Here is a 16,830-nt window from a genome sequence, read left to right as displayed (position 1 = left end):
GGGGCAGGGCACAAGGGGACGTGACATGGCGCTGGACGATCACAAGGACACCAAGGGCAAGGGGCCGGAAAAAGGCGTCTGGAAATCGGGCAAGGGCAAGGGCCGGCACCACACCAAGGGGCGGCAGTTGCAGGACGGGCCCTGGGACGAGGTGCGCGCGCTTTTGGGCGACCGACCCCGCAGCCGGGACCTGCTGATCGAATTCCTGCATCTGATCCAGGACAGCTTTGGCCATCTGTCGGCCGCGCATCTGCGGGCGCTGGCCGAGGAAATGCGCCTGTCGATGGCCGAAGTCTATGAAGTTGCGACCTTTTATGCGCATTTCGACGTTGTGAAAGAGGGGGAAACCCCGCCGCCCGCGCTGACCATCCGCGTCTGCGACAGCCTGTCCTGCGAGCTGGCGGGCGCCCAGGCCCTGAAATCCGCGCTGGAGGAGGGGCTGGACCCGGCTCAGGTCCGTGTCTTGCGCGCGCCCTGCATGGGCCGCTGCGATACCGCGCCGGTGCTGGAGATCGGCCATAACCACATCGACCACGCCACCCCGGAAAAGGTGCAGGCGGCCATCGCGGCGGGTGACACCCATGCCCATGTGCCGGCCTATGAGGATTACGCGGCCTATGCGGCGGCTGGCGGTTACGAGACGCTTGCGGCCCTGCGCCTGAACGGCGACTGGGAAGCGGTCCAGCAAAAGGTGCTGGACAGCGGGCTGCGCGGCCTTGGCGGCGCCGGTTTCCCCTCGGGCAGGAAATGGGGCTTCGTGCGCGGCAATGCCGGGCCGCGTTACATGGCGGTCAACGGGGACGAGGGCGAGCCGGGCACCTTCAAGGACCGCTGGTATCTGGAACGCACGCCGCATCTGTTTCTGGAAGGCATGCTGATTGCCGCCTGGGCGGTCGAGGCGGAAAAAGTGTTCCTCTACATGCGCGACGAATATCCGGCGGTGCTGGAAATCCTTGCGCGCGAGATTGCGGCGCTGGAGGCGGCGGGCATCGCCGAGGCGGGCTATATCGACCTGCGGCGCGGGGCCGGAGCCTATATCTGCGGCGAGGAATCCGCGATGATCGAAAGCATCGAGGGCAAGCGCGGCATCCCGCGCCACCGCCCGCCCTATGTGGCGCAGGTGGGCATCTTTGACCGGCCCACATTGGTGCATAACATCGAAACCTTGCACTGGGTCGCAAAGGTGTGCCGCGAAGGGCCGGAGGTGCTGTCAGGCACCGAAAAGAACGGCCGCAAGGGGCTGCGCAGCTATTCGGTCTCGGGCCGTGTGGCAAAGCCGGGGATGTATCTGCTGCCCGCGGGTTCCACCATCACCGATGTCATCGGGGCCGCGGGCGGCATGGCAGAGGGTCATGCGTTCAAGGCCTATCAGCCGGGCGGGCCGTCCTCGGGGTTGTTGCCCGCCTCGATGGACGACATCCCGCTGGATTTCGACACGCTGCAACCGCATGGCTCCTTCATCGGGTCGGCTGCGGTGGTGGTGCTCTCGGAGGCCGACAGCGCAAGGGCAGCGGCGCTGAACATGCTGCGGTTCTTCGAGGATGAAAGCTGTGGCCAGTGCACGCCCTGCCGGGTCGGCTGCGAAAAGGCGGTCAAGCTGATGCAGGCGGAGCGCTGGGATACCGGCCTGCTGGAAGAGCTGAGCACCGCGATGGTCGATGCCTCGATCTGCGGGCTGGGCCAGGCGGCGCCGAATCCGATCCGGATGGTGATGAAGCATTTCCCCGACGAGATCTGAGGCGGCACAGCGATCTTTTCGAAAAGATCGGGTCGGAATTTTCGAAAATTCCGGTTCCCGCCGCGCTGCCGAACTGATCCGGCGGGCGGCGGTGAAAATCTGCCGCCGCCTGTGCGATGCCGGTTTTCTTCGCGGCAAAGCGCTGCCAAAAGGGGGGCGAAGCCGCCAAAGGAGAATGTCATGCGAGGATGGATCGGAGCCGTGCTGTTGAGCAGCGCAATCGTCAGTGGCTGCGCGCAACCCTCGGCGGGCATATCGCCGGGCCGCTATGAGGTGTTTGGCGTTGAAGAGGGCGATATGCTCAAGCTGCGGGCAGGCCCCGGCACCGGTTTTGTCGAGCTTCTGGGGATGCCGAACGGGACCGAGGTGGATGTGGGGCGCTGCGAATCCACCGGCCCGACCCGGTGGTGCGCGGTGACACTGGCGGAAGCCCGCGATGTCCGGGGCTATGCCTCCTACGCCTACCTGCGGCGGAAATAGGCGGGCGCCGATCTTTTCGAAAAGATCGGGCCGGAATTTTCGAAAATTCCGCCCGGCTCAGTTCTGCACCACCAGACAGATGCAGCGCTGGCGGCGCAGGGTGTCGCACAGTTTGCGCGCGCCCGCCTGGGTGTTGCGCCCGAACTGGGCAAAGTAATAGCCCTTTTTGCCGGAGACGCGGTTCTTCTTGTAGATCAGATCGGTCTTTTCGCCCTGTACAGCCGCGCGGCAGGTGCTGGTGCGTTCGATCACCCGGGCGCGGGCCAGCTTTTTCGAGGTGGCAAAGGCGACCTGCACGCCCCAGGGTTTCACGCGCGGTTCGGGCCGGGCCAGCGCGGTGATTCGGCGGTTGCGGGCCATCTCATAGCAGGCAGGCAGAAAGGCGGATGTCTTTGACAGGCGCATGTCATGGCGCTTTGGCGGGGTGTCGCGCCAGTCCTCGGCGGTCAATCCGGTGATGATGGGCACGTAATTCACCGTCTCCGGGGCCAGTTCGCCGCCCTGAAGGAACCCTTCGGCGCGCCTTTCGCCGCCGTTGTAGCCGATGGCGGCCAGCCCTTCATTGCCATAGCGCGTGACCATTTCGGCCAGGTATTGCGCCGAATGCTCCAGCGCCTCGGCGGGGTTGTAGGGGTCCTTCAGGCCCCGCAGCGCTGCGGTGGAGGGGATGAACTGCGCGATGCCACGCGCGTCCGCATGGGACAGGGCATTCGGATCGAACCGGCTTTCCTGCCAGATCAGCCGGGCAAAGAAGTCGCGGTTCAGCCCGTGGCGGTTGGCGAAGCTGCGGATGGCGTTGCAGGTGTCATAGACGAAATGCGCGGGCCGGATGCATTCCACATGGCCCCATTTGCCCGAAGAACACATCCGCCCCGGCGCATCGGCCAGTGCGGGTTGGACCGTGAGGGCAAGGAGCAGGATCAGCCGGCGTATCATGGACCCTTGGTGAAACGTGCGCGCGGGCATGTCAATTGCGCGGGCCGCCCTTCCATCCCGGCAGGTGAGCCTATAGATCAGGGGAAACCGGAACGGAGACCCCCCTTGGCATTTTTCAAGAAGCTCAAAGACCGTTTGTTCAAGTCCTCGTCGAAGATCGACGAAGGGCTGGAGGCGATTGTCAGCGATGGCGGTGAAGAAGATGCCGTTGCCCTGGACGAGATCATGGAAGAGGCCCCCGCCGCGGCTGCTGCCGCGATGCCGGAGGCTGTGGACCCTGAACCGGCCCCGGTTGACCCCGCGCCCGAAGTGACGGTTTCTGAGCCTGAGCCTGAGCCTGAGCCTGAGCCTGAGCCTGAGCCTGAGCCTGAGCCTGAGCCTGAGCCTGAGCCAGCGCCACAGCCGATACCGGAACCCGCGCCGCAGCCGCTGCCTGATCCGACCCCGCCGCCGGAGGTGCCGCAGCCGCAGGATCCGACCCCGCCGCGAGAGCCTTTGCCGCATGAGATGCCGCAGGAAATCCCACAGGATGACCCGCTGCCCGAGGTCACGCCAACAGCTGATCCGGTGCTGCCCCCGGCGGCACCTGCACCGCTGCGCAGCACCATGACCTCGGTTGCGCCGGAACTGGCCGAGACGGTCACCGAACCGGTCAGGAAAGGCGGGCTTCTGGGCCGTCTGATGGGCCGCAGCCCTGCGCAGAAGACCGTCGTGCGCCGGGTGCTGGACGATGACATGCTCGAACAGCTTGAGGAATTGCTGATCACCGCGGACATGGGGGTCGATACCGCGCTGCGGGTCACCGCCAATATGGCCGAGGGGCGTTTCGGGCGGAAACTTTCCGTCTCTGAAATCAAGCAGTTGATGGCCGATGAGATCACCCGGATCATGGATCCGGTGGCGCGGCCCTTGCCGATCTATCCCAAAACGCCGCAGGTGGTGCTGGTGGTGGGGGTGAACGGATCGGGCAAGACCACCACCATCGGCAAACTCGCCAGCCAGTTCCGCGCGGCGGGCAAGAAGGTGGTGATCGCGGCCGGCGATACCTTTCGCGCAGCGGCGGTGGAACAATTGCAGGTCTGGGGCGAACGTGCCGGCGTGCCGGTGCTGACGGCGGCGCAGGGATCGGACCCGGCAAGCCTGGCCTTTGACGCCATGGGCAAGGCGCAGGAAGACGGCGCCGATCTGCTGCTGATCGACACGGCGGGACGGTTGCAGAACCGGGGCGACCTGATGGAGGAACTGGCCAAGATCGTGCGTGTGATCCGCAAGAAGGACCCCAGCGCGCCGCATAACACCCTGCTGGTGCTGGATGCGACCACGGGCCAGAATGCGCTGAACCAGGTCAAGGTGTTCCAGGAGATCTCCGATGTTTCCGGCCTGGTCATGACCAAGCTTGACGGCACCGCCAAGGGCGGCGTGCTGGTGGCCCTGGCGGACAAGTTCGGCCTGCCGATCCATGCCATCGGCGTGGGCGAGCAGATCGACGATCTGTCGCCCTTCGACCCGCAGGAATTTGCCGATGCGCTGGTGGGCTACGAACGATGACGGTCAATCATCCTGCTCTTCTGAGTCCAGCGGCGCCTGTTTTTCGACCCATGTCACAATGGTGAGCACCAGAAGCGCCAGGACGGTCGCCAGTACCGCCAGCGGAATCCGCCCTGCGCCGCAGCACAGGCCAATTGCCCCGGCCAGCCACATGCTGGCCCCGGTGGTCAGGTTCTTGACGGTGCCGCCCGAGGTAAAGATCGCTCCCGCCGCCAGAAAGGCGACACCGGCAGTGACCGCCTCGATCAGGCGCAGGGGATCCACCCGCTTGGTCTCGTTGCTGCCGAAATCCAGCGCGGTGATCTCGAAGGCGACCAGGATGAAGATGCAGGCGGCCAGCGAGATCAGCATATGCGTGCGCAGGCCCGCCGGTTTGGTCCGCCATTCGCGTTCCAGCCCGATGACCGCGCCAAAAACCAGCGCGGTTGCCATGCGCAGGGCCGCAACCGGCATCGGAACCTCCGAGAAGGTATTGGTCAGATCCGCGAAGATTGTTTCGTACATCGGGGTGCCTTTGTCGTGAACACGCATGACTGTAACGGTTCCGGACCGGCCCCGGTTCCGGGGATGCGCCCATGACCGACTGGCTGCTTTCCATCGAAGGGACCGCTGCCGGGCATCAGATGGCGCTGTTCCTGGCCTTGTCCGCGGCTGTGCTGCATGCGGTTTTCGGCGCCTTGCAGAAAGGGCGTCACGACCCCTGGATGACCCGCGGCGCGATTGATTTCTGCTATTGCGCGATGGCCGCGCCCTTTGCGCTTTTTGTGGTGCCCTGGCCCGAGCCGCATATGTGGGTGATCTTTGTCGGGGCCTGGGCGATACATATCGTCTACAAGCTGCTGCAGGCCTGGGCCTATACCAAGGGGGCCTATACCGTCGTCTACCCGGTGGTGCGCGGCACCGGGCCGCTGTTCGCGGTGATCGGGGCCTATCTGATCTTTGGCGAACGCTTTACCGGGGTGCAATGGCTGGGCGTGGCGGTGCTGCTGTCGGGGATCTTTGGCCTTGCGGTCTATAACCTGCGCAAGCTTGAGGCACAGCGCGACACGCTGAACGCGGCGCTGGGGCTGGCGGTGCTGACCGGGCTTTTCGTGGCGCTTTATACCACCTTTGACGCCTATGGCATCCGGGCCACGGCGAATCCCTTTACCTTCCTGGCATGGTTTTTCATGATCGACGGGCTGGTGATGCCTGTCATCGCGGCGCTGCGCTGGCGGCGGATGGCCGAACCGCCCGAACCGGGGCCGCTGATGCTGCGCGGGTTTATCGGCGGGCTGGTGGCCTTTGCCAGCTTTGGCGCGATCATGATGGCCACAAGGCTCGACAAGGTGGGCGAGGCGGCCGTGCTGCGCGAGACATCGACAGTCTTTGCCGCCGTGATCGGCGTTGTCTTTCTGAAAGAGACGGTTGGCCCGCGCCGGGTGGCACTGATGGCATTGATCGCAGCGGGTGCTATGATAGTGGAAATGGGCGGATAAAGGAGCAGCAGGACATGGCGCGCAGGGAAGTGAACCCGTTTGTGAAATCGGCCCTCGAATACGGGCCGATCCTGTTGTTCTTTATCGCCTATCTCAGGCTCAAGGACCGGACATTCAGCATCGGCGGGACCGATTACGAGGGGTTCATCGTGGTGACCGCCGCCTTTATCCCGCTGCTGGTTGCGGCGACCGGGGCGATCTGGGCGCTTACCGGCAAGCTGAACCGGATGCAGGTGGCCACCGTGATCCTGGTGGTGGTGTTTGGCGGGCTGTCGGTCTGGCTGAACGATGACCGGTTCTTCAAGATGAAACCGACGATGATCTACCTGCTGTTTGGCGGCATCCTCGCCGTGGGGCTGCTGCGCGGGCAATCCTATCTGAAATACGTGATGGAAGAGATGATGCCCTTGCAGGACGGGGGCTGGATGCTGCTGACCCGGCGGCTGATGTTGTTTTTCTTTGGCCTGGCGGTGGCGAATGAGCTGATCTGGCGCAGTTTCGCGACCGAGACCTGGGTCTATTTCAAGACCTTCGGCCTGCCTGTGGCGATGTTCGCCTTTTTCATGATGCAGGGGAAGCTGTTTCAGGACTACGGGGTGGAGAAGGACGAGGGCTGAGGTGCCGGACTTTTTGAAAAGTCCGGACCGTTTTCTTTGAAGAAAACGGCGGCGGCTGCGGGCGTTTGCCGGGGTGCCGTATCAGGCCTGCGCCGTGGTGAGATGCACCGATGCAGGTGGCATTGTTCTCTGGCGCGGGGAGCGGGCTGAGGTGCCGGACTTTTTGAAAAGTCCGGTTCGTTTTCTTTGAAGAAAACGGCGGCGGCTGCGGGCGTTTGCAGGGGTGCCGTATCGGGTCTGCGTCGTGGTGAGATGCACCGATGCAGGCGGCATTGTATCTGGCGCGGGGAGCGGGCTGAGGCGCCGGACTTTTTGAAAAGTCCGGACCGTTTTCTTTGAAGAAAACGGCGGCGGCTGCGGGCGTTTGCAGGGGTGCCGTATCGGGTCTGCGCCGTGGTGAGATGTACCGATGCGGGGGGCATTGTTCTCTGGCGCGGGAAGAGGGCTGAGGTGCCGGACTTTTTGAAAAGTCCGGTTCGTTTTCTTTGAAGAAAACGGCGGCGGCTGCGGGCGTTTGCCGGGGTTCCGTATCAGGCCTGCGCCGTGGTGAGATGCACCGATGCAAGGGGCATTGTTCTCTGGCGTGGGAAAAGGGCTGAGGTGCCGGACTTTTTGAAAAGTCCGGACCGTTTTCTTTGAAGAAAACGAAACCCGTGGCTAAGGGCGTTTGTCAGCGTGCAGCGCCCGGCCGGCCTGCACAGCGGGGCGCGCGCCCATCACCCCGAGCCAGCGCGCCATATGCGGCTTGTCCTCCAGGCTCTGCTGCTGGCCCTCCCAGAGCGAGGCCCAGCCCCAGATCGCGAAATCCGCAATCGAGACGAAATCCCCCGCCACATATTCATGATGCGCAAGCTGCCGGTCCAGCACGCCGTATAGCCGCGCGGTCTCTGCGCGGTAGCGGTCCTTGGCATAGGGGATGTCCTGCGGCGGATCCTTTTTCGGCGCGAATTTCAGAAAATGATGCGCCTGACCCGCCATCGGGCCCAGACCGCCCATCTGCCACATCAGCCATTGGTCCACCGCGATGCGTTCACGCTCCGTCCGGCCGCAGAACAGCCCGGTCTTGCGCGCGAGATATTGCAGGATCGCACCGGATTCGAAGATCGGGATCGGTGCGCCGTCGGGGCCTTCGGGATCGACAATGGCGGGCATCCGGTTGTTGGGTGCGATTTTCAGAAAGCCGGGGTCGAATTGTTCACCCGCGCCGATGTTCACAAGATGGGTTTCATAGGGCAGGGCCATCTCCTCCAGCGCGATGGAGATTTTCCAGCCGTTCGGCGTGGGCCAGTAGTAAAGGTCGATCGGGGCGGTCATGGGGTGGCGTCTCCTGACAGGGGCCAGGTCATCATGCCGGTTTTGCCGCGAATGCCAAGGCGGGACCAGCGCGGGTCTGTCTGTGCCGGAAGGGCAGTGCGCAGCAGGTCGAAGGGCAAGGCCCCCGGGGCCACAAGGAAACGGGCATAAAGCGCCATGGTGCCCGGCCTGCGGTAGCTGGAGTAATGGCAGACGGGGCGGCGCGTCGGGGCGATGGGCAGGCCAAGACCCGCCAGCCCGCGCAGGCTTGCAGGGCAGTCCAGTTGCAGGTTCACGACATTCGGGGCCAGGATCCCCTGACCCAATGCGCTGCCGGCCTGCTGCCCGGGCGCAATCATGCGTTCAAAGAGGAAATCGAAAACGTCGTTTTCCCGGCTGGTGACGTTCAGCAGTTCCACCTGGCGTCCTGCCGGCGTGTCCAGCGCCGCTGTTGCCCGCTGGCTGAAGCTGGCCCCGGTCAGCAGGGCGATCCGCCGGATTGCGCCTGCGTCGCTGTGTTCCAGCGCGCTGAGCGCCACTTCGGCCCCCAGCGAATGGGCGATGATCTGGATCGGCCGGTGCGGCGCTCTGCGGTGCAATGCGCTCAGCAGTCTTGCCAGTTCCACCCCGACCCGCTGTGCGCGGTCATGGACTTCGTGCAGCCATCCCCGTGCCGCCCATCCCACCGCCAGGCCCAGCGGGCCCTGATCCCGGTCCAGTCCCAGGCCCCGGGCCCAGTTGTCGCCGCCGGCAAACAGGGTCCGGTGCGGGCAATGCCGCCCCAGGCCGGGCGCATATTTGTATCCGTGCAGCATCACCACGATTGGCCCGTGACCCGCCGCCGCGCGGCGCATGACGGCCGCAAGGGGCGCGGTGTTGCCATCCCGGGGGATCGGCGCCTCCGGCAACGCGAGATTGAGGTGCATCACGGCCATGCGGGGCCTCTTGCCACTATATCTGGTGGGTGCTTGGTGACGCAAACATATGTCACAGGGATTACCCGCAGGTTACGCCACCGTGACGATGCGCCGGCGCAACAGGCCGGCCGCTTTTGCGCACTTGACCTGACCGGAGCCGCGCAGTAGCAAGCCTGCGTGGTGATTTGTTACCGGATTGCGGGCCACGACGGGCCAGACCCGTCAAGAACTGCTAAAAGGTCGAGGAAAGACTCCTTTCGCTTGACCGCGTCTGGAGTTTTTTATTGCCCGCAAGGCCGGGCCGGAAGGATAACACATGAGCAAAGACTGGCACCCCAGCACCCGCGCGGTTCACGCGGGCACCCGCCGCAGCCAATACGGCGAGGTCAGCGAGGCGGTATTCCTGACCCAGGGCTTCGTCTATGACAGCGCCGAACAGGCCGAGGCGCGGTTCCAGGCGCTGGGCGAGGATGAATTCATCTATGCCCGCTATGGCAACCCGACCGTGCGCATGTTCGAGGACCGCATCGCGGATCTGCTGGGGTATGAGGATTGTTTCGCCTGCACATCGGGCATGGCAGCCGTCAGCGGGGCGCTGACCGCGCTGGTCAAGGCCGGTGACCATGTGGTGGCCTCCCGGGCGCTGTTCGGATCCTGCCTTTACGTGCTTGAGGACGTGCTGGCGCGTTTCGGGGTCGAGATCACCCTGATCGACGGCACCGACAACGCCGCATGGGATGCCGCAATCCGCCCCGACACCCGTCTGGTCTTTTTCGAGAGCATTTCGAACCCCACGCTGGAAATCGTGGACATCCGTCATGTGGTCAAGGCGGCCCATGCGGTCGGCGCGCTGGTGCTGGCCGACGATGCCATGGCAACCCCGGTGTTTTCCTATGCGCAGGCCTGTGGCGCGGATATCGCCATTGTCTCTACCACCAAACATGTGGACGGGCAGGGGCGGATGCTGGGCGGGGCGATCTGCGGTCCGCGCGAGCTGATCCGGGGCCCGATCGAGGCCTATATGAAACACACGGGCGGGGCGATGAACCCCTTTACCGCCTGGACCCACCTCAAGGCGCTGGAAACCATGAGCCTGCGCGTGCGCGCACAGGCGCAGACCGCCCATGAACTGGCCGAAGCGCTGACGGGCCATCCGATGGTCGAAGCGGTGCGCTATCCGACCCATGCGGGGCATCCGCAGCAGGAGCTGGCACTTGCGCAGGCACCTGCCGGGGGCACTGTCCTTGCCTTTGAGGTGAAGGGCGGCAAGGAAGCCTGCTTCCGTTTCCTCAATGCGCTGGAAATCATCACGATCTCCAACAATTTCGCCGATGCGAAGTCGATTGCGACCCATCCGGCGACCACGACCCACCAGCGCCTGCCGCAGGAGCAAAAGGACACTTTGGGCATCTCGCCGGGTCTGGTGCGCCTCTCTGCGGGTCTGGAACATGTGGACGACCTGATTGCGGATCTCATGCAGGCGCTGACGGTCTGAGCATCCGGCGTGTCGGGTTTCGCCACGCAGCCTGCCGGAAATGCGGTATCTTGATTGGTAATCCGGTCAAGGCACCCTAAATTGAGCCTGCAAGGACAAGGGGAGCCTGAGCCATGAATGCGATCACATCAGTTGAAAAAGCACCGGAGCGGTCTGACGCGGAAAAAGCGCTCGGCGTTTTGAAGGCATGGGCCAGCACCGCCAGCCCGGAAGAGGTGGCAGCCCTTGATCCATCGGTCGCCCGGCTGTTGTCCGATGCACCGGAATATCCGGTGTTCCGGCGCGACTACCCGGATGATTTCGCGGTGGGAGAGGTCTATAAATCCACGCTCCCGGACCTTCAGAACGGCCCCAGCAGCCTGATCCGGGGGGCGCAGCAACAGATCCAGCATGTCGGCATCTCCAATTTCCGGCTGCCGATCCGTTTTCGCACCCGCGACAATGGCGATCTGACGCTTGAGACATCGGTGACCGGTTCCGTCAGCCTTGAGGCCGATAAGAAGGGCATCAACATGTCCCGCATCATGCGCAGCTTTTACAAACATGCGGAGGCGACCTTCAGCTTTGAAGTGATCGAAAAGGCGCTGGACGATTACAAGGCCGATCTCGACAGCATGGATGCGCGCATCCAGATGCGGTTTTCCTTCCCGATGAAGATCGAAAGCCTGCGTTCCGGCCTGTCGGGTTATCAATATTACGATATCGCGCTGGAACTGGTGGAAAAGGGCGGGCTGCGCCAGAAGATGATCCACCTCGATTATGTCTATTCCAGCACCTGCCCCTGTTCACTGGAGCTCAGCGAACATGCGCGCGCCACCCGGGGGCAGCTGGCCACGCCGCATTCGCAGCGCTCGGTCGCGCGGATATCGGCGGTGATCGACTGCGCCCGCGAATGCCTGTGGTTCGAGGATCTGATCGACGCCTGCCGCCGCGCGGTGCCGACGGAAACGCAGGTGATGGTCAAGCGCGAGGACGAACAGGCCTTTGCCGAGCTGAATGCGGCCAATCCGATCTTTGTCGAGGATGCGGCACGGCTGTTCTGCGAGCAGTTGCAGCGGGACGGGCGGATCGGTGATTTCCGGGTGATCGCAAGCCATCAGGAAAGCCTGCATTCGCATGATGCGATTTCGGTCCTGACGGAGGGTCCGACCTTCGAGGTGGCCAGCATCGACCCCAAGCTGTTCAACACGCTTTTCCACGTCGGCTGACCATCGAAGGCAGCAGCGCGCGGCAGGGTCTGCCGGGCGTTGTCGGCGGACGGTTCGTACCGGCCTATTCGCTGTCACCGGTGAGGAAAGACAGGATCACCCCGGAGATTTCCTGATGGATGGTCTGGCGGGCCTCTGCTGAAAACCCGCAGAGCGCCGCATCTCCGTCTTCCTCGATCAGGATATCCGGTCCGGCTCTGGTGCAGGCCGCGAAGGCATCGAAGGCAGATGATCCAGGGATTTCAACAGCCTGGGTGAACTTCTGATCCCCCGACGCGTCATCGGAACTGCCCAGAGAGATCCGCAGGCTGCGCAGATCGGCAGGGGGGGCAGAGAGGAGGGCCGGATATTCCGGATTGAGCGCGATCACCGAGGTGACGCGGGGATCTCTGCCCATGGCTGCCAGGCCTTCCGCATTGGTGTCCGACAGAGCCGCGCCCCCGCCAGCGTACCACCTGCAATCCGGCCCTTCTGTTGCGTCCTCCGCCATGCAGGACCGCAGGTAGCCCGGAACATCCAGTTCCGCGCCTGCGATGGACAGGGCGGCGGTTGCGCCAAGTGCAAATCCCGCCGCCGTAATCCTGCTCTCGTCAACACGCGCGCGCCAGGTGCCGTCCGCCAGCAGCAGATCAATGGCGCGGCGCATATCCTGCGGTCTTTGCCATATTTCGTTAAGGGCAATCGCCGCGGTCTCCGGACGTGGCGCATTCACCTCGACCACGACAAAACCTGCACGCGCGATGGATGAGCTGAGCCAGGCGCCGGAGTCTCTGGCGGATCGCAGACCACCGTGGGACATCACGACCAAAGGATGCGGCCCGGCTGGAAAGGCAGCGTCCGGGGCGGCTGGAACCCCTTGGAACACGGGATTGCCGCCGATATCGGCCGATGGCTGCGCCTCAGTTGGATACCAGATGGTCAGCGACAGGGGCCGCGCCTGTGCGGAGGTTTCATGGAGAAGGGCAACACCGGCAGTTGTTTCGGCAAGGCAAGGGGCGGCAAGCAACATCAGTGCCAGGGTGAGGCGGAATTTCATGCGTCTGCTCCGGATGCGGGATAAAATACAGGGCCGCTCTATCAGGCTTTTCTGGCAATGACAGCTTTCTACAAGCGGATTTTCTGCATCTTGACCGGGGGGGCGATCCGGGCAGAACCGGCTTTGGTCACATTGCTGACCCCGCTCACCAATCAATGTAATCATGCCTGTGCAAAGTCGGACACTGCCCTGTGTGACAGGCGGGCATTAGATCAGCAGCGCCGGAAAATCCGGTGTCCGGTTTGCGCGCAGCCCGCACCAGAGGCGCCCCATACAGCATCCAAGCCCTGCAAGGCGGGGCGTCCCGCTATGCATTTTTGGCGGTACTCCCCGACAGCCGGCAGGCCTATCTGGGGGTCAGGGAAGAGACAACAAGGATTAAAGGCACTACAAAATGACCTACCAGACCACCATGACAACAAATGGCTTCGGCACCTCCGCACGGGCGGTGTTGGCACATGTCGGTGCGTTCTTCAGCATCATCGGGAAATCCATGATCGCAAGCTCGACCGGCCAGCGCCGGCTTGATGAGGTAACTGCGCTGCAGGCCAAATCAGACGCCGAACTGGCCGAGATGAACATCAAGCGCGACGACATCGTGCACCACGTCTTCAAGGACCTCTACGGCTTCTGAGACGAACGACATTCAGTTGCCAAAGCGTCATGCGAAAAACCTGAAACACGTAACGCTGCCTGAAATCGGAGATTTCAACGCGTTCCGTGATGCATGATGCTTCAGGACTTTCGACGGACGCTATAGATCAACGGCCCGGAGCCGTGCCGCCCAAAAAGCCGCACGCCGGGCCGTTTTCATGTCCGGGGGGTTGATTGCTTGACACCGCCAGTGCCAGACGCCAACGCTGCCGCATGATGGATTTGCGCCCTGTCGGTTATGTTGTCGGCCTCCTTGTGGGGGTACTGGGCCTTGCCATGATCGTGCCGCTTCTGGTGGATCTGGCCGAAGGGCGCGGCCATGTCATCGTCTTTGTAGAAGCCGGTCTGATCACCACGGCGGCAGGCGGCATGATGGCCCTGGCCTGTGCAAACGGGGTCCGGCAGGGGCTGACCATCCAGCAGACCTTTCTTCTGACCACCGGCGTCTGGGTGATGCTGCCGATCTTCGGCGCCTTGCCCTTCATGCTGGGCGAAACCCAGTCCAGTTTCACCAATGCGGTCTTTGAGGCGATGTCGGGTCTGACCACGACAGGGGCCACGGTGCTGACCGGGCTGGACGTGCTGCCCAAGGGGCTTTTGCTGTGGCGCGGCATCCTGCAGTGGCTGGGCGGGATCGGCATCATCGTCGTGGCCATGGTCTTCCTGCCCGAACTCAAGGTCGGGGGCATGCAGATCTTCAAATCCGAAGCCTTTGACACCTTTGGCAAGATCCTGCCCCGCGCGGGGCAGATCGCCACCCAGATCTCGGTGATCTATCTGTGGCTGACCGTGGCCTGCGTGCTGAGCTATCTGGCCCTGGGCATGAACACCTTCGATGCGACCGTACATGCGCTGACCACCATCTCCACCGGGGGCTTTGCCAATTACGACGCCTCTTTCGGACGGTTCACCGGGGCGCCGGAATATGTGGCCAGCCTGTTCATGGTCCTCGCCGCGATGCCCTTTGTGCGCTACGTCCAGCTGATCAACGGCAACCCGCTGGCGCTGCACCGCGATCCGCAGGTGCGTGGCTTTGTCCTGACCATCGCGGTGCTTGTCCTGGTGATGGTCCTGACGCTGCAACATGTCTTTCCGCACCATCTGGAACAGAGCTTTCGCGAGGCGCTGTTCAACATCACCTCGATCATCTCGGGCACCGGCTATGCCTCGGTCGATTACATGACCTGGGGGCCCTTCGCGGTCGCCCTGTTCTTTTTCATCGGGCTGATCGGCGGCTGCGCCGGCTCCACTGCCTGTTCCATCAAGATTTTCCGCTATCAGCTTCTGTTTGCCTCGATCCGTGCGCAGCTGGGCCGGATCCGGTCGCCACATGCCATTTTCACCCCGCGGTATGACGGGCGGCCGGTGGGGCCGGATGTGCTTTCGTCGGTGATGTCCTTCTTCATGTTTTTCGTGGTGACACTGGGCCTCGTTTCCGTGGCGCTGAGCATGACGGGGCTGGATTTCGTCACTTCGGTGTCCGGGGCAGGGGCGGCACTGGCCAACATCGGCCCCGGTCTGGGTGATATCATCGGGCCTGCGGGCAATTTCAGCAGTCTCAACGATACCGCCAAATGGATATTGATCTTTGCCATGCTGCTGGGCCGGTTGGAGCTGATGGTGGTTTACGTTCTGTTTACGGTAAGTTTCTGGAGGGCCTGATGGCTGATACGACGACGCGGCCATTGGGTGCGCAGATTTCACATATGCTCAAGGATCGCGGGGTCGATGTGATCTTTGGCATTCCCGGGGTGCACAATCAGGAAATGTACCGCGGCATCGAAGAGGCGGGCATCACCCATGTGCTGGCGCGCCACGAACAGGGGGCGGGTTTCATGGCTGACGGCTATGCCCGGGCCACCGGGAAACCGGGGGTGGCCTATGTGATCACCGGGCCGGGCCTGTGCAACATCATGACCCCGATGGGGCAGGCCTATAGCGACTCGGTGCCGATGCTGGTGATCTCATCCTGTCTGGACGAGGTGGCGGCGCGGCGTGGGCAGTTGCACCAGATGAAGGACCAGCGCGGCGCGGCGGAAACCGTCTGCGACTGGTCGGAGGAGGCGCGCACCGCCGGGGCGGCCTATGCGCTGGTTGACCGGGCATGGGCCGAGTTCAGCGCAAAACGCCCGCGTCCCAAGCACATCCAGGTGCCGATTGCACAGCTGGAGGCGACGGCAGCCGCAGCACCCGCGCCGATGCCGCCCACCCCTGTTGCGGGGGGACGGCCGATGGACATCGAAAAAGCGCAGCAGCTGCTGGCCGGGGCGCGCAAGCCGATGTTCATTTTCGGCGGGGGCGCGCGGGCAGGGGCCGATTCCGCCCGCAAGCTGGTGCGCAAACTGGGCGCGGCCAGCTTTACCACCTATGCCGGACGGGGGGTGATCGACCCCGATGCACCGCTGCATTTCGGCAGCTACCTGTCGCGGCCCGAGTCCGCCGGGGTGATCGCGCAGGCGGATGCCGTGATCGCCGTCGGCACGGAACTGGCCGAGGTGGATCTGTGGCGCGCGCAACTTGGCCATGACGCACCGATGTTGCGGGTCGATCTGGATACCGAAAGCCTCACCGACCCGGCGCGCGCGGCCTGGCACGTGCCGTCTGACGCTGCCGGTTTCCTCGCTGCCCTGGAGCGGGCCCTGGAAGAGGAAGCCCCCCGGAGCAGCGGCTGGACCCCGGAGGAGGTCACCCGGGCGCGGCACAAATGGCGTGCCGAGGTGGATGCGGAATATCCCGGTGTCCTGCGGGTGGCCGAGGCCTTGCAGGCCTGTCTGCCGCAGGATGCCATGATCTATTCCGACATGACGCAGTTTGCCTATGCCGCGAAGGAGGTCTGGAACATGGACCGCCCGGGCCACTGGCACCATCCATATGGCTTCGGGACGCTGGGCTATGCCCTGCCTGCGGCGATCGGCGGGGCCATCGGACGGCCCGGCCTGCCGACACTGGCGATCATGGGGGACTATGGGTTCCATTATACCATGGCCGAGCTGGGCGTGGCGGTGGAACTGGGGCTCAGCCTGCCGATCATCCTGTGGGACAACGGAAAACTGGGCGCGATCGAGGCCAGCATGGTGGGGGCGCAGATTGCGCCCAACGCGGTGGTCGCGCGCAACCCAGATTTCATGAAACTGGCCGAGGCCTTTGGCGCGGGGACGGTGCGGCCGGCGGGCCTGTCGGAACTGCAGACGGCCGTGGCGGCGGCGTTCCGGGCGGATGGCCCGACGCTGATCTACGTCACGCCGGACATCGCAGATTGAGACGATTTTTTTGAAAAAATCGGTCCGGAGTTTTTGAAAACTCCGGTTAGGGTGCCATGAAAATGGCCTGGGCTTGTCGGTGCGGGGCGGTGACGTGGGCGGCGTTCCGGGCGGATGGCCCGATGCCGGTTTTCGTCACTCCCGACATCGCAAATTGAGACGATTTTTTT

At 63.7% G+C, this 16,830-nt stretch carries 15 protein-coding genes; 10 read left to right on the top strand and 5 right to left on the bottom strand.

Annotation, left to right across the window (positions count from 1 at the left end):
* Positions 1 to 25 precede the first annotated feature (25 nt).
* Together O4H53_RS11165 and O4H53_RS11160 are read left to right on the top strand one after the other, a co-directional pair.
* Positions 26 to 1,738, top strand: a complete 1,713-nt coding sequence (locus O4H53_RS11165) for an NAD(P)H-dependent oxidoreductase subunit E (RefSeq protein ID WP_269363816.1) — start codon at positions 26 to 28, stop codon at positions 1,736 to 1,738.
* Positions 1,739 to 1,918: 180 nt separating this feature from the next.
* Positions 1,919 to 2,218, top strand: a complete 300-nt coding sequence (locus tag O4H53_RS11160) for an SH3 domain-containing protein (protein WP_269363814.1) — start codon at positions 1,919 to 1,921, stop codon at positions 2,216 to 2,218.
* A gap of 57 nt (positions 2,219 to 2,275) precedes the next feature.
* Here the strand turns inward: O4H53_RS11160 and O4H53_RS11155 are convergent, their stop codons facing one another.
* The gene (locus O4H53_RS11155) at positions 2,276 to 3,154 is read right to left on the bottom strand and encodes a lytic transglycosylase domain-containing protein (RefSeq protein WP_269363812.1); all 879 of its coding nucleotides are present in this window, start codon (positions 3,152 to 3,154) and stop codon (positions 2,276 to 2,278) included.
* A gap of 105 nt (positions 3,155 to 3,259) precedes the next feature.
* Here O4H53_RS11155 and ftsY point away from each other — a divergent pair, with 105 nt between their 5' ends.
* Positions 3,260 to 4,702: a signal recognition particle-docking protein FtsY gene (gene ftsY / locus O4H53_RS11150; RefSeq protein WP_269363810.1), complete on the top strand. Its 1,443-nt coding sequence runs from the start codon at positions 3,260 to 3,262 to the stop codon at positions 4,700 to 4,702.
* Positions 4,703 to 4,705: 3 nt separating this feature from the next.
* Here ftsY and O4H53_RS11145 read toward each other — a convergent pair whose 3' ends face one another.
* Positions 4,706 to 5,206, bottom strand: coding sequence for an MgtC/SapB family protein (locus tag O4H53_RS11145; RefSeq protein ID WP_269363809.1), 501 nt, complete (start codon positions 5,204 to 5,206; stop codon positions 4,706 to 4,708).
* Positions 5,207 to 5,277: 71 nt separating this feature from the next.
* Here O4H53_RS11145 and O4H53_RS11140 point away from each other — a divergent pair, with 71 nt between their 5' ends.
* Together O4H53_RS11140 and O4H53_RS11135 are read left to right on the top strand one after the other, a co-directional pair.
* A complete protein-coding gene (locus O4H53_RS11140; protein WP_269363808.1) occupies positions 5,278 to 6,180 on the top strand; it encodes a DMT family transporter in 903 nt (300 codons plus the stop codon).
* Between the two features lie 14 nt (positions 6,181 to 6,194).
* Complete coding sequence (locus O4H53_RS11135) at positions 6,195 to 6,797, top strand: inner membrane-spanning protein YciB (RefSeq protein ID WP_269363806.1); 603 nt, start codon at positions 6,195 to 6,197, stop codon at positions 6,795 to 6,797.
* A gap of 657 nt (positions 6,798 to 7,454) precedes the next feature.
* On the opposite strand, the gene O4H53_RS11130 is transcribed toward O4H53_RS11135, so the two are convergent.
* Complete coding sequence (locus tag O4H53_RS11130; RefSeq protein WP_269363804.1) at positions 7,455 to 8,111, bottom strand: glutathione S-transferase N-terminal domain-containing protein; 657 nt, start codon at positions 8,109 to 8,111, stop codon at positions 7,455 to 7,457.
* Complete coding sequence (locus O4H53_RS11125) at positions 8,108 to 9,025, bottom strand: hypothetical protein (RefSeq protein ID WP_269363803.1); 918 nt, start codon at positions 9,023 to 9,025, stop codon at positions 8,108 to 8,110. Before O4H53_RS11125 ends, O4H53_RS11130 begins: the two co-directional genes overlap by 4 nt.
* Before the next feature lie 298 nt (positions 9,026 to 9,323).
* Here O4H53_RS11125 and O4H53_RS11120 point away from each other — a divergent pair, with 298 nt between their 5' ends.
* Entirely contained in the window at positions 9,324 to 10,502 is a 1,179-nt protein-coding gene (locus O4H53_RS11120) for an aminotransferase class V-fold PLP-dependent enzyme (RefSeq protein ID WP_269363801.1), read from the top strand.
* A gap of 113 nt (positions 10,503 to 10,615) precedes the next feature.
* Positions 10,616 to 11,710: a GTP cyclohydrolase FolE2 gene (gene folE2, locus O4H53_RS11115; RefSeq protein ID WP_269363800.1), complete on the top strand. Its 1,095-nt coding sequence runs from the start codon at positions 10,616 to 10,618 to the stop codon at positions 11,708 to 11,710.
* 64 nt (positions 11,711 to 11,774) lie between these two features.
* Here the strand turns inward: folE2 and O4H53_RS11110 are convergent, their stop codons facing one another.
* Entirely contained in the window at positions 11,775 to 12,746 is a 972-nt protein-coding gene (locus tag O4H53_RS11110) for an alpha/beta hydrolase family protein (RefSeq protein WP_269363798.1), read from the bottom strand.
* Positions 12,747 to 13,140: 394 nt separating this feature from the next.
* On the opposite strand from O4H53_RS11110, the gene O4H53_RS11105 reads away from it, so the two are divergent.
* From O4H53_RS11105 to O4H53_RS11095, 3 genes are all read left to right on the top strand, one after another.
* Positions 13,141 to 13,380: a hypothetical protein gene (locus O4H53_RS11105; RefSeq protein WP_269363796.1), complete on the top strand. Its 240-nt coding sequence runs from the start codon at positions 13,141 to 13,143 to the stop codon at positions 13,378 to 13,380.
* Positions 13,381 to 13,613: 233 nt separating this feature from the next.
* Positions 13,614 to 15,062, top strand: coding sequence for a TrkH family potassium uptake protein (locus tag O4H53_RS11100; protein ID WP_269363795.1), 1,449 nt, complete (start codon positions 13,614 to 13,616; stop codon positions 15,060 to 15,062).
* Positions 15,062 to 16,660, top strand: a complete 1,599-nt coding sequence (locus tag O4H53_RS11095) for a 5-guanidino-2-oxopentanoate decarboxylase (RefSeq protein WP_269363793.1) — start codon at positions 15,062 to 15,064, stop codon at positions 16,658 to 16,660. The genes O4H53_RS11100 and O4H53_RS11095 overlap by 1 nt, the downstream gene beginning before the upstream one ends.
* Positions 16,661 to 16,830: the final 170 nt, after the last annotated feature.

The organism is Sulfitobacter sp. G21635-S1 (assembly GCF_027213915.1).
GTDB lineage: Bacteria > Pseudomonadota > Alphaproteobacteria > Rhodobacterales > Rhodobacteraceae > Sulfitobacter.
This window is presented reverse-complemented; position numbering and strand designations above follow the sequence as displayed.